The sequence below is a fragment of the Thermus aquaticus genome, assembly GCF_001280255.1.
Classification (GTDB): domain Bacteria; phylum Deinococcota; class Deinococci; order Deinococcales; family Thermaceae; genus Thermus; species Thermus aquaticus.
This window is the reverse complement of sequence record NZ_LHCI01000106.1, coordinates 322,533-334,045: the sequence shown is the minus strand read 5'-3', so window position 1 is coordinate 334,045 and position 11,513 is coordinate 322,533. Positions and strand designations below refer to the sequence as shown.

The window sequence follows — 11,513 nt, the reverse complement described above, 5'->3', positions numbered from 1 at the left end:
GGGGCAGGGGGCTTTCCTGGACACGAGGACCTCCACCATCCGCCCCAGGCGATGGCGCCAGGTGCTCCTGGCCTTGGAGCCCAGGACCAGGAGGTCCGCCCCCCGGTCCTGGGCCAGGCGGGGGAGGACCGGGACCTCGCCCCGGTGGAGGAGGTAGCGGGCGAGGCCGCCCCGGGCCAGGGCCTCAAAGTAGGCGCTGGGGACCACGTGCAAAAGCTCGGCGGGCATGCCTAGCCCCCTTGCAGGTACCGGGCCGTGGCCACCATCCATTCCAGGGTCTCTCCCAGGTCCACCGCCGCCAAGAGCCTCGCCACGAGCACCTCCTGCGCCCACTATAATCCTAGGCGTGCTCCGGCTTGGCGACCACCTCCTGGACCTCTCAAAGCCCCGGATCATGGGGATCCTCAACCTGACCCCGGACTCCTTCTCCGACGGCGGGCTCTACCTGGACCCGGAAAGGGCCCTCTTAAGGGCCAAGGCCATGGTGGCCGAGGGGGCGGACCTCCTGGACCTGGGGGCCGAGTCCACCCGTCCCGGGGCCGAGCCCGTGCCGGTGGAGGAGGAGAAGCGGAGGCTTTTGCCCGTCCTCGAGGCCGTCCTCTCCCTGGGCGTGCCGGTCTCCGTGGACACCCGCAAGCCCGAGGTGGCCGAGGAGGCCCTCAAGCTTGGGGCCCACCTCCTGAACGACGTCACCGGCCTAAGGGACGAGCGCATGCTGGCCCTGGCCGCCCGCTACGGGGTCCCTGCGGTCATCATGCACATGCCCGTCCCCGACCCCAGGACCATGATGGCCCACGCCCATTACGGGGACGTGGTGGCCGAGGTCCGGGCCTTTCTCAAGGCCCAGGCGGAGAGGGCCCTGAAAGCCGGCGTGCCCCAGGTGGTCCTGGACCCCGGCTTTGGCTTCGGCAAGCTACTCCCCCACAACCTGGCCCTCCTCCGCCACCTGGAGGCCATCGTGGAGCTGGGCCACCCCGTTCTGGTGGGCCTTTCCCGCAAGCGGATGATCGGGGAGCTCACGGGGGTGGAGGCCCCCCAGGAGCGGGTCTTTGGCTCCGTGGCCGCCCACCTCTACGCCGCCATGAAGGGGGCCAGGCTCCTTCGGGTGCACGACGTGAAGGCCCACCGGGAGGCCCTTCTGGTCTGGGAGGCCCTCTGGGGGTGAGGGATGGGGGAGATCGCCCTTCTGGGCCTGGAGTTCTACGGACGGCACGGGGTCATGCCCGAGGAGGGGCGGCTTGGGGCCCGGTTCGTGGTGGACCTCTGGCTGGAGGTGGCCTTTGAGGGCAAGGGGGACTGCCTGGAGGAGACCGTGGACTACGCCAAGGTCTACGCCCTGGTGGAGGAGGCCGTGCGCCACCGGCGCTTCTACCTCATAGAGGCCCTGGCCGACCACCTGGCGGAGACGCTCCTTCAGGCTTTTCCCAGACTTCTCGCCGTCCGGGTAAGGGTGCACAAGCCCCACGCCCCCATCCCCGGGGTCTTCCGCGACGTGTACGCCGAAACGCGAAAAACCCGCTCCTAGAGGGCGTTTCTTTGGCTCATCTTGCGCTCATGGAAGGGGTGTGGTAGCATGGCCCCGCCCGAAAGGGCCAAGGAAAAGGCGTATCCCTGCCCCCACCGCTCCTTTGAGCGGTGGGCTATAAAACTTCTCACGCCCTTGGGCTAAACTGAGGGTGCCCGTAAAGGGGCGGGCCTGCTATGGAAAGGGTAGCCATATTTATTGACGGCTCCAACCTGTACAAGGGGTTGGTGCAGCACCTGGGCTCGGACTATCGGCTCAACTTTGTGGAGTTCATCACCCTCCTCACCGCCGGGAGGAAGCTCCTCCGGGCCTACTACTACAACGCCCCCCTGCCCCCGGAGGACCCGGCGGCCAAGGCCCACCAGAGCTTCCTCAACTACCTAAAGCGGGTGCCCTACGTGGCCGTGCGCCTGGGCAGGCTGGAGCGGCGGGCCGAGGGGTTCGTGGAGAAAGGGGTGGACATCCAGATCGCCATTGACATCCTGCGCCTGGCCTACGCCGACGCCTACGACATCGCCATCCTGGTCTCGGGGGACGGGGACTTCGCCGAGGTGGTGCGGGTGGTGCAGGACATGGGCAAGCAGGTGGAGAACACCACCTTCCACGCCCTATCCTCCCACCGCCTGGCCCAGCAGGCGGACCGCTTCTACCCCCTGGACGACTTCCCCTGGGAGCGCCTCCGGGCTACCAGCCTCCCCCAGGCCCCCGAGGCCGAAGGCTAAGCGCCCCACCGCGGCTTTGGCCCCGTGGGGCACTATAAAAGCTCTTCCGGCCGGAAGAAGAGGGCGATCTCCCTCTGGGCGTCCTCGAGGGTGGCCGAGCCGTGGATCACGTTCTCGTCAATGGTGGTGGCGTAGTCGCCGCGGATGGTGCCGGGCAGGGCGTCCTTGGGGTGGGTAGCCCCCATCATCTTGCGCACCTCGGCCACGGCGTTGGGGCCCTCCAGGACCATGGCCACCACCGGCCCCGAGGTGATGAAGCCCACCAGGGAGGGGAAGAAGGGCTTTTCCCGGTGCTCGGCGTAGTGCCTTTCCGCAAGCTCCTGGGAGATCCTGAGGGCCTTGAGGCCCACGATGCGGAAGCCCTTGCGCTCAAAGCGGGCCAGGATCTCGCCCACCAGGCCGCGCCGGAAGCCGTCGGGTTTCACCATCACGAAGGTGCGCTCCATACCTCCTGGAGTCTAGCAGGTCTTATGCCACCCCGGCAAAAGGCTCCTGGGGAACTTACCGGGGCCGGTGGGCTGAAGGAAACAGGCAAGGGTGTTAGGGGCGGAAGTAGCCCAGGAGGATGTAGGCCACCACCACGATCCAGAGCAGGATGAGGAGGGCGTCCCGCCAGCTTACCCGGGGCCTTTTGGGGGGCTCCAGGACCTGGGTGGGAAGCTCCTCCGGCTCCTCCCCCAGCTTGAGGCGCACCGGGGAGCCCTGGGCGGCCTCGAGGGGGAGGGCGTAGGGCCTCTGGCCCTGGGGGAGCTCCTTGGGTAGGCGCACCACGACGGCGCTCACGTTGTCGGGCCCGCCCCACTCGTTGGCCAGCTCCACTAGCCTCCTGGCCGCCTCCTCGGGGGGGAAGTTCTTCAGCACCTCCTTCAGGGTGCGGTCCTCCAGCACCCCGGAAAGCCCGTCGGAGCAGAGGAGGAAGGTGTCCTCGGGGAAGAGCTTGAGGCCCAGGAGGTCTACCCGGGCCTGGGGAAAGGAGCCCAGGGCGTTGGTGATCACGTTGCGCCAGCGATGGGTCCTGGCCTCCTCGGGGGAGAGGAGGCCCTGGCGCACCCTTTCCGCCACCCAGGAGTGGTCCTCGGTCAGGAGGGTGAACTCCTCCCCCCGGAGGAGGTAGGCCCGAGAGTCCCCCACGTGGGCGATGAGGGCGTAGGGGAGGTCCAAGAGGAGGCAGGTGGCCGTGGTGCCCATGCCCCGGTTCTCCGGGCGCTGGGCCTCGGCGTAAATGAGGGCGTTGGCCCGCTCAAAGGCCTCCAGGAGGGCCTTGGGGGAGGGCTCGGCCTCCTTGAGGCTTTCCAGGATGGCCTCTACCGCCAGCCTGGCGGCCACCTCCCCCGTGCGGTGCCCCCCCATCCCGTCCGCCACCACGAAAACCCCGCCCCAGGGGGTGAGGGCGTGGCCCACGGCGTCCTCGTTTTTGGGCCGCTTGCGGCCGGGGTGGGTTTCCAGGGCGAAGGAGAGGCTGGGCACGGGGGGATTTTATACCACCCCATGCTGGCCCAAGCCAGCATGGGGGCCCCGGCAAAAGGTTCTTTGGGGAAGTCACCAGGCATGGTGGGCCGAAGGGAACGGGAAACAAGGGTATTGCTGCATAGCCTTGACGCATACCGCATAGCGGGGTATGGTGAAAATAAGCCCGGGCGAAACGCCCGGCGGTTTTGTTTTGGAGGGCGCCATGCGCTTGGAAAAGATCGCCCCCTACACCTACCGCATCCCCAAACAGGGGAAGATGCGGGTGGACGCGGTCTTTTTCGCCTCGGAAGAGATCTTAAAGGACCTCGAGGCTGAAGGCTACGCCTCCTTGCAGCAGCTCATGAACGTGGCCACCCTGCCCGGCATCGTGGAGCCCGCTCTGGCCATGCCCGACATCCACTGGGGCTACGGCTTTCCCATCGGCGGTGTGGCGGCCTTTGACCCGGAAGAGGGGGGCGTGGTGAGCCCAGGCGGGGTTGGTTTTGACGTCAACTGCGGCGTCCGTCTCCTCGCCTCCAACCTGACCCTCGAGGACCTCCTCCCCCGGCAGCGGGACCTGGCGGACACCCTTTACCGCCTGGTGCCCTCGGGGGTGGGGAGCGAGCGGAAGGACGTGCGCTTCAGCAAGAGGGAGCTGAAGGAGATCCTGAAGGAGGGGGCGGGCTGGCTCATCAGGAGGGGCTTTGGCTACCCCGAGGACCTCCGCTTCATAGAGTCCGAGGGCCGCCTTCCCTGGGCCAACCCCGAGAAGGTCTCCGACCGGGCCTTTGAGCGGGGGGTCCCGCAGATCGGCACCCTGGGGAGCGGGAACCACTTCCTGGAGGTCCAGTACGTGGACGAGGTCTACGACGAGGAGGCGGCCGAGGCCTTTGGCCTCTTCCCCGGCCAGATCACCGTCCTCATCCACACGGGGAGCCGGGGTCTGGGGCACCAGGTCTGCCAGGACTACGTGGAGCGCTTCCTTAAGGTGGCTCCCCGCTACGGCATTGAGCTGGTGGACAAGCAGCTTGCGGCGGCCCCCATCAGGAGCCCCGAGGGGGAGGACTACCTGCAGGCCATGGCCGCCGCCGCCAACTTCGCCTTCGCCAACCGCCAGCTCATCGCCCACTTCGTGCGGGAGGCCTTTGAACGGGTGGGCTTCGCTCCGAGGGACCACGGCCTTCGGGTCCTCTACGACCTGGCCCACAACAACGCCAAGTTTGAGGAGCACCGGGGAAGGCGGGTCCTGGTCCACCGCAAGGGGGCCACCCGGGCCTTCGGCCCCGGGCACCCCGAGATCCCCCTGGAGTACCGGAAGGTGGGCCAGCCCGTCCTGGTGCCGGGGGACATGGGCCGCTACTCCTACGTCCTTGCAGGCACGCAAAGGGCCATGGAGGTCTCCTTCGGCAGCAGCTGCCACGGGGCCGGGCGCAAGATGAGCCGCCACCAGGCCAAGAAGGTGGCCCGGGAGCGGAACCTGGTCAAGGAGCTGGCCGAAAGGGGCATTCTGGTGCGGGCCGCCACCCGGGCCACGGTGGACGAGGAGATGCCCGAGGCCTACAAGGACGTTTCCCTGGTGGTGGAGGCGGTCCAGGGGGCGGGGATCGGGCGGAAGGTGGCCCGGCTCAGGCCCCTAATCGTGGTCAAGGGCTAAGCCTCTTCTCACCCTTTTCCGCTTTCATGGGGGGATGAGGCTTTTCGCCCTTCTCCTCTTCCTCTCCCTGGCCCTGGGCCAGACCCTCCTTCCCGCCCGCACCTTTGGCCTAGAGTTCCGGGAGGAGGGCGGGGCCTGGGTTTACGAGGGGGAGGGGGTGCGCCTGGTCTACGTGCCCGGGGTGGGCTGGGCGGAGCCTCCCCTGGAGCTGCCGCCTCCGGAAAGGGAGAGGCTTCCCCTCGAGGTCCTCAAAGCCCTGGGCTACTTCCAGGTCCCCGAGGCGGGGGCGCGCTATGGGGGCCAGGGACGCCTCTTCCGGCTGGTCTTGGACCTTCCCGCCCCCCACCTGGGAAGCCCGGGGGGAGGGGGGGGGGGGGGGAGCCTGGGGGGGGGCCTTCCCTACCTGGTCCCGGGCCTGCTGAGCGCTCCCTGGCCCCAGGGCCTGTCCGCCGAGGTGCGCCTCCTCCCCCGGGGCACCCGGCTCACCCTGAAGGCCCCGGGAAGCCTCCTCCGCTACCGGCTTTTCCCCCTGGAGAACCCGCCCAGGCTGGTCCTGGACCTCTACCTCCTCCTTCCCGAGGTGGAGGAGGCCTTGGCCCCGGGGGTCCGCTACCGGGAGGTCTACGCCTTCACGCCCGAGCCCCTGAGGCTTTACCTGGTGGAGGCGGAGAGGGGCCGCCTCCTCCCCGTGGGGACCCCCCTCAAGCGGGCCCTGCCCAAGGACCTGGCCCCGGATGCCCTGGCCGTCCTCAACGGGGGGTACTTTGACCCCAAGACGGGCGCCCCCATCGGCCTCTGGGTCCAGGACGGGGTCACGGTCTCCTACCCCTTTGGCCGGGTGGCCCTCATGTGGGATGGCTTCCAGTTCTTCCTGGGCCTTCCCCGGTTTGAGGCGGTGGTGGCCGGGCCGGGCAGGGAGCGGGTGCGGGTGGGGGTGAACGCCTCCCGGGCCCGCTACACGGCCCACACCGTCCCCGGGGTGGTGGGCCGGGAGGGGGAGGAGGGGGCGGTGGTGGTGGCGGACCGGGTCCAGGCCCTTCTTCCCGCCCCCCTGGACCTTCCCGCCGGGGCCTGGGCCCTCACCTTCCCCAGGGGGCTTCCCCCCTTCCCCCTAAAGGTGGGGGACCGGCTTTCCCTCTACGGGCGGCTGGACCCCCCGTTCCGCTACGCCCTCGAGGGGGGCCCCCTCCTGGTGCGGGAGGGGCGGTACGCCTTTGATCCCGCCCGGGAGAACTTCAAGGACCCGAGGCCCCTCCAGGCGGTGGCCCCCCAGGCGGCCGTGGCCTGGACCAGGGAGGGAAGGCTTTGGCTTCTGGTCTCCGAGCCCACCACCCCCAGGGTCCTGGCCCGGGGCCTCCTCGCCCTTGGGGCCTGGAACGCCCTGCGGATGGACGGGGGCGGCTCGGCCCAGCTCTGGGTAAAGGGGAGGCTGCGAAGCCCCTACCAGGGGAGTCCTAGGCCGGTGGTGAGCGCCTTGGCCCTTTACGCCCCATAATGGCCTTGTGGAGCCCGGCTTCCACCTCCGCTACGCCGGGCGGCTGGCCTGGCGCTACCGGCTCCTTTTCGCCCTGGGCCTCGCCCTCCTGGGCCTCCTCCACCCGGGCTTCGCCCTGGCCTCCCCTCTGGCCCTTCTCCTCCCCGCCCGCCTCTTCGCCCGCCGGGCCTTGAGGGAGATCTCCCGGGTGAGCCTGGCCTACGCCACCGCCCTGGCCTACGGGGAGGAGCGGCTCTGGGCCGAGGCCAGGCGGGTGCGGCTAGAGCTTCCCCCTTTTCCCTGGGGGCTCCTCCTGGCCTACCTCCTCGTCCTCCTTTTCCTCTTGGCCCTTGCCGCCTGGCGGCCGGGAGGAGGGGAGGGAGGGGCCTGGAGCCTGCCCGGGGTGGAGCGGCCCCTTCGTCCTCCCGGTGAGCCCGCCCCTGGGAGTACGGCTCCTCCTCAGGTCCAGGAGGGAGAGCCAGGCCAGGGAGAAGGGGCCACCCGGACCGGGGGGGAGGCCACAGAGGCCCAGCAAGGGGGTCTTGAAGGCGGGGGGGTAGAGGGCCAGGAAAGGGGCCTCGAGGGCGCCGCCCCCGCAGGCCCAGGACAGGAAGAAGGGCAGGGTGGCAAGGGGCCCGGGGAAGGCCAGGGAAGGGGTTTTGAGAACGCCGCCCCCGCAGACTCCGGGGCTAAGGGCCCAGGACCCCAAGGGGAGGAACCCGGCGGGGGAGCCGGGCCAGGCCTTGGGGGGCCCGCCCCGGAGCTGGGGGAGGCCCCCCAGGTTCTCCCTCCGGCCTTGGAGGGGCCGAGCCAGGGCCTCCTGGAGCCCGGTGGGGAGGGCGGGGAAGGGGCTCTGCCCTCCCCCTGGCCCGGGGGAAGGCCGCCAGAACGGGTGCGCCGGGGGGCCGAGGTCTACCTGGAGCGCACCCCCCTTCCCCCGGAGGCCCGGGAGCTCATCCGGCGCTATTTCGGCGGGCCATGACCTTTTCCATGGCCTCGGCCACGCTTACGGGCCCCACCTCGAGGCGGTCCGCCATGGGGAAGGCCCCCATGGACCCGCCGTGGCCGAAGCGGGCCCCCACCCGCAGGTCCACATCCTTGAGGAGCGCCCGCATGAGCTCGTGCTTCCTTCCCCCCTCCATGGCGGCGTAGGGGTTTTCCCGCACCTCCACCAGGCGAACCTCCCCTTCCTCCACCTCGTAGATGGCGAAGCGGGGGGCGTGGCCGAAGGGGCCGGGGTAGACCCGGCCGGGGTCGTTTTTGGCCAGGGCGATGGCGAGGCGCAAGGCCATAGGATACACCCCCAGGGTAAACCCTACGCTTCCCGCCGCCACTCCCCGCTTTTGCCCCCCGCCTTGTGGAGGAGGCGGACTTCTTGGATCACCAGGCCCTTGGAAGCGGCCTTCAGCATGTCGTAGACGGTGAGGGCGGCCACGGCGCAGGCGGTTAAGGCCTCCATCTCCACCCCGGTCTCCGCCTTGGTGCGCACCGTGGCCTCTATGCGCACCCGCCTGGCCTCCCGCAAAAGCTCCACCTTCACCTCCACCCCGGTGAGGGGCAGGGGGTGGCAGAGGGGGATCAGGTCCGAGGTCTTCTTGGCGGCCATGATGCCCGCCAGCTGGGCCACGCTGAGGGGGTCCCCCTTGCCCACCCCGCCCGCCTCGAGGGCCTTCAGGGCCTCCTCGGTGAGCTCCACGAAGGCCTCGGCGGTGGCGGTGCGGAAGGTGGCGGGCTTCTCCGTCACGTCCACCATATGGGGCTTGCCGTCCTTGAAGTGGGTGAGGTCCATGGCCTCAGTGTAGTAGCCCAGCTCTAAAGGGCGAACTCCTTCAGGAGGCCCTCGAGGTCCAAGGCCTCGGTCTGCCCCTGGGCCGGGTAGACCTCGGGGTAGCGGGGCAGGTAGGCCTTGAGGCGCTCCCCAAAGGTGGGCACCTCCGCCTTCCAGAAGACCCCCACGGGGATGCGCTCCCCCCACTCCAGGGCCTTCTCTTGGAATAGAGACATCTTGCGGTCCAGCTCCTCCGGGGGGAGGCCTTCAGGCACATGAGGGTCGTACCCCTCCTCCTGGAGCTTGTAGAGGCGGGGGGCGAACCACTCCTTGGTGTGGAGGTCGTTGTAGGTGGGGCAGGGTTGGAGGACGTGGAGGAAGGCCAGGCCCTTGTGGGTGATCCCCTCCTTGATGAGCTCCTTTAGGCCCTTCACATCGTAGGCGTAGCCTCGCCCGATCCAGGTGTACCCGGCGGCGAAGGCTAGGAGCAGGGGGTTGAGGCGGCTTTGGGGGTTGGGCTTGGGGAGGCTTTTGGTCTTTTCCCAAAGGCCCAGGGTGGGCCCCGCCTGCCCCTTGGTGAGGCCGTAGACCTCGTTGTCGTAGAGGATGTAGAGCATGTCCACGTTTCTCCGGCCCGCCGCCACGAAGTGCCCGGCCCCAATGCCGAGCCCGTCCCCGTCCCCGCCCACGGCCACCACCGTGAGGTGGGGGTTGGCCAGTTTGGCCCCCTGGGCCACGGGCAGAACCCGGCCGTGGAGGGTGTGGACCCCGTAGACGTTGAGGTAGTGGGGGGTCTTGGCCGAGCAGCCGATGCCCGAGAAGACGGCCGTCTGCGAAGGGTCCCTCTTGAGTTCAAAAAGGGCCATTTGCAGCGCGGAGAGGATGCCGTAGTCCCCGCACCCGGGGCACCAGTCGGGCTGTTTCTCCGCCTTGTAGTCCGCAAGCTTGAGCTCCACCATGCTAAACCCCCTTCCTGAGCACCAGCTTTGCCGGGGCCTGGCCCCGCTTAATGGCCTTCAGAGCCTCCACCGCCTCGTCCAGGGTGATGGGGCGGCCGTTGTACTTCACCACCCGGTGGTGGACCTTCTTCAGGGTCTCCTGCTGGACCAGGTCGGCCAGCTGGCCGGAGAAGTTGTGCTCCACCGTGACCAGCCGCTTGCCCTCCAGGAGGTGGCCGATCTCCGGGAAGGGCCAGAGGAGCCTAAGGTGCAGATACCCAACGCCTTCCAAGTGGTCTAGGGCCTCCAGCATGGTCCCCTTCACCGTGCCAAAGCCCAGGACCAGAACCTCCCCGTCCCGGTAGAGGGTGTACTGGTCCTCGAGGGGGATCTCCTTCCTGGCGGTCTCCAGTTTCCGCATGCGCTTTTCCATCTGCCCTTCCCGGAGGACGGGGTCCTCGGTGATGTGGCCCACGGGGTCGTGCTCGTCGGAGGTCATCCAGTAGAAGCCGCCCGGGGTGCCGATGGGGACGAAGGGGGAGATGCCGTCTTCGCTTTCGCTGTAGCGCTCGTAGGGACCGAACTCCTCTTTGGGAAGTGCCCGCTTTTCCCCGTCCAGCTTCAGAACCTGGAAGGCCTCCTTGGGCAGGCTTTGGCCGCTACTGGCCAGGAACTTGTCCAGGAGGTGGACCACCACCGTCTGGTAGCGCCAGGCCCAGGCCAGGGCCTTCTGGGCGTCCAGGAAGGCGTCCAGGATGTCCCCGGAGGCCAGGACGAGCCTGGGGTACTCCCCGTGCCCGCCCCGGATGGCGAACATCAGGTCCCCTTGCTCGGTGCGGGTGGGAAGCCCGGTGGAGGGCCCGCCCCGCTGGTAGAGGGTCACCACCAGGGGGGCCTCAATCATCCCGGCGAAGCCCATCCCCTCGGCCATGAGGCTGAAGCCGGGGCCGCTGGTGGCGGTGGCCGCCTTGGCCCCGGTGAGGGCGGCCCCGATGGCCATGGTCACGGCGGCGATCTCGTCCTCGGTCTGGACCACGGCCACGTCGGCGCCCGGGAAGGCGGTGTGGGCCTCCAGGTAGGTGGACTCGTCCGTGGCCGGGCTGATGGGGTAGTAGGTCTGGAAGCGGAGGCCCCCGGCCAGTTTCCCTAAGGCGGCGGCCTGGGCCCCGGTGAGGTAGACCCGGCCCGGCTCGTAGCCGTTCAGGTGGAGGCGGAAGGGAAGCTCAGGTACCTCCTCGCGGTAGACGGCCTCGGCCACCTTCTGGTTGAGCTCCAGGACCTTGCCCCTAAACTGCAGGGCCAGGGCCTCGAGGAGGGGCTCCAGGGGGTAGCCCAAAAGGTGGAGGCTCGCCGCCACGGCGATGGTGTTCAGGGTGCGCCGGGCCTGGAGGGAGGGCACCCCTAGCTCGGCCCCGATGCGGTCCGCCACCTCCTCGTAGGGGTAGGGGATGGGCCTCACCCCGGCCTCCACGTAAGCCCCTAGGATGTCCTTTAGGCTCGGGTCCCGCTTGCCGAAGCGCTCCGCGAGGCTTTCCGCCACCCGGTGGTCCAGCATGGGGAGCTTGTGGAGGGAAAGCTCCAGGACCTTGGGGTCGTAGAGGAGGACGCCCCCTTCCCGCACCTCCCCCAGGTGGCGGGCCAGGGTCTCCCCGTCCAGGGCCACCAGGAAGTCCACCCTCTCCCGGAAGGCCTGGACCGGTTTTCGCCCCAGCCGCACGTCCAGGTAGGAGTGCCGCCCCATGATGTTGGAGTGGTACTCCCGCTTGGTGGCCACCCACCACCCTCCCTTGCCCACGGCCCGGGCGAAGAGGGTGGCCGCGGTCTCTATCCCGCCCCCTTGGGGGCCGCCCACGCGCCAGGTGAAGTCATCCATAAGGCCTCCTTTGTTCAGGGATAGGCTACTCCTTTTGGGCCCTCATGAGTAGGGACAAGGGTCTCATACCCTTGTTTCCTGTTTCCTTCGGCCCACCATGCCTGGTAACT

At 69.0% G+C, this 11,513-nt stretch carries 13 protein-coding genes; 7 read left to right on the top strand and 6 right to left on the bottom strand.

Features of this window, described 5'->3' with window-relative positions; all coding sequences use genetic code 11:
• The first annotated feature begins 51 nt into the window (after window positions 1–51).
• From BVI061214_RS13705 to BVI061214_RS02755, 4 genes are all read left to right on the top strand, one after another.
• Window positions 52–234 carry a hypothetical protein gene (locus BVI061214_RS13705; RefSeq protein WP_053767195.1) on the top strand — a complete coding sequence of 61 codons (183 nt, stop codon included), beginning with the start codon at window positions 52–54 and terminating at the stop codon, window positions 232–234.
• Window positions 235–346: 112 nt separating this feature from the next.
• Entirely contained in the window at window positions 347–1,165 is an 819-nt protein-coding gene (gene folP, locus BVI061214_RS02765) for a dihydropteroate synthase (protein ID WP_003046788.1), read from the top strand.
• A 3-nt stretch (window positions 1,166–1,168) separates the two neighbouring features.
• Window positions 1,169–1,525: a dihydroneopterin aldolase gene (gene folB / locus BVI061214_RS02760; protein WP_053767194.1), complete on the top strand. Its 357-nt coding sequence runs from the start codon at window positions 1,169–1,171 to the stop codon at window positions 1,523–1,525.
• A gap of 176 nt (window positions 1,526–1,701) precedes the next feature.
• Window positions 1,702–2,247, top strand: coding sequence for a LabA-like NYN domain-containing protein (locus BVI061214_RS02755; RefSeq protein WP_003046792.1), 546 nt, complete (start codon window positions 1,702–1,704; stop codon window positions 2,245–2,247).
• Window positions 2,248–2,279: 32 nt separating this feature from the next.
• Here BVI061214_RS02755 and ndk read toward each other — a convergent pair whose 3' ends face one another.
• Window positions 2,280–2,693: a nucleoside-diphosphate kinase gene (ndk, locus tag BVI061214_RS02750; protein WP_053767193.1), complete on the bottom strand. Its 414-nt coding sequence runs from the start codon at window positions 2,691–2,693 to the stop codon at window positions 2,280–2,282.
• Between the two features lie 94 nt (window positions 2,694–2,787).
• Window positions 2,788–3,714 (bottom strand): PP2C family protein-serine/threonine phosphatase, encoded by a 927-nt coding sequence (locus BVI061214_RS02745; protein ID WP_053767192.1) that lies wholly within the window; start codon window positions 3,712–3,714, stop codon window positions 2,788–2,790.
• A gap of 205 nt (window positions 3,715–3,919) precedes the next feature.
• Between BVI061214_RS02745 and rtcB the strand changes: the two genes are divergently transcribed.
• From rtcB to BVI061214_RS02730, 3 genes are read left to right on the top strand one after another with little or no spacing between them, the layout of a single operon-like run.
• A complete protein-coding gene (gene rtcB / locus BVI061214_RS02740; RefSeq protein WP_053767191.1) occupies window positions 3,920–5,350 on the top strand; it encodes an RNA ligase RtcB in 1,431 nt (476 codons plus the stop codon).
• Between the two features lie 34 nt (window positions 5,351–5,384).
• Window positions 5,385–6,845 (top strand): phosphodiester glycosidase family protein, encoded by a 1,461-nt coding sequence (locus BVI061214_RS02735; RefSeq protein ID WP_053767190.1) that lies wholly within the window; start codon window positions 5,385–5,387, stop codon window positions 6,843–6,845.
• 7 nt (window positions 6,846–6,852) lie between these two features.
• On the top strand, window positions 6,853–7,806 hold the full coding sequence (locus BVI061214_RS02730; protein WP_053767189.1) for a hypothetical protein: 954 nt from the start codon (window positions 6,853–6,855) through the stop codon (window positions 7,804–7,806).
• Here the strand turns inward: BVI061214_RS02730 and BVI061214_RS02725 are convergent.
• Genes BVI061214_RS02725 through BVI061214_RS02710 form a run of 4 tightly spaced genes read right to left on the bottom strand, consistent with a single transcriptional unit; the run spans window position 7,778 to window position 11,403 of the window.
• On the bottom strand, window positions 7,778–8,110 hold the full coding sequence (locus BVI061214_RS02725) for a NifB/NifX family molybdenum-iron cluster-binding protein (RefSeq protein ID WP_053768564.1): 333 nt from the start codon (window positions 8,108–8,110) through the stop codon (window positions 7,778–7,780). The two genes, BVI061214_RS02730 and BVI061214_RS02725, sit on opposite strands and share 29 nt — an antisense overlap.
• Window positions 8,111–8,139: 29 nt before the next feature.
• Window positions 8,140–8,613 (bottom strand): cyclic pyranopterin monophosphate synthase MoaC, encoded by a 474-nt coding sequence (gene moaC / locus BVI061214_RS02720; RefSeq protein ID WP_003047240.1) that lies wholly within the window; start codon window positions 8,611–8,613, stop codon window positions 8,140–8,142.
• A 23-nt stretch (window positions 8,614–8,636) separates the two neighbouring features.
• Window positions 8,637–9,551 (bottom strand): 2-oxoacid:ferredoxin oxidoreductase subunit beta, encoded by a 915-nt coding sequence (locus BVI061214_RS02715; protein WP_053767188.1) that lies wholly within the window; start codon window positions 9,549–9,551, stop codon window positions 8,637–8,639.
• A gap of 1 nt (window position 9,552) precedes the next feature.
• Complete coding sequence (locus tag BVI061214_RS02710; protein ID WP_053767187.1) at window positions 9,553–11,403, bottom strand: 2-oxoacid:acceptor oxidoreductase subunit alpha; 1,851 nt, start codon at window positions 11,401–11,403, stop codon at window positions 9,553–9,555.
• Window positions 11,404–11,513: the final 110 nt, after the last annotated feature.

Coding starts and splice junctions, on each gene's coding strand:
- BVI061214_RS13705 (WP_053767195.1), top strand. CDS start 52: ATGGCGCCAGGTGCTCCTGGCCTTGGAGCCCAGGACCAGGAGGTCCGC.
- folB (WP_053767194.1), top strand. CDS start 1,169: ATGGGGGAGATCGCCCTTCTGGGCCTGGAGTTCTACGGACGGCACGGG.
- BVI061214_RS02755 (WP_003046792.1), top strand. CDS start 1,702: ATGGAAAGGGTAGCCATATTTATTGACGGCTCCAACCTGTACAAGGGG.
- ndk (WP_053767193.1), bottom strand. CDS start 2,693: ATGGAGCGCACCTTCGTGATGGTGAAACCCGACGGCTTCCGGCGCGGC.
- rtcB (WP_053767191.1), top strand. CDS start 3,920: ATGCGCTTGGAAAAGATCGCCCCCTACACCTACCGCATCCCCAAACAG.
- BVI061214_RS02735 (WP_053767190.1), top strand. CDS start 5,385: ATGAGGCTTTTCGCCCTTCTCCTCTTCCTCTCCCTGGCCCTGGGCCAG.
- moaC (WP_003047240.1), bottom strand. CDS start 8,613: ATGGACCTCACCCACTTCAAGGACGGCAAGCCCCATATGGTGGACGTG.
- BVI061214_RS02715 (WP_053767188.1), bottom strand. CDS start 9,551: ATGGTGGAGCTCAAGCTTGCGGACTACAAGGCGGAGAAACAGCCCGAC.
- BVI061214_RS02710 (WP_053767187.1), bottom strand. CDS start 11,403: ATGGATGACTTCACCTGGCGCGTGGGCGGCCCCCAAGGGGGCGGGATA.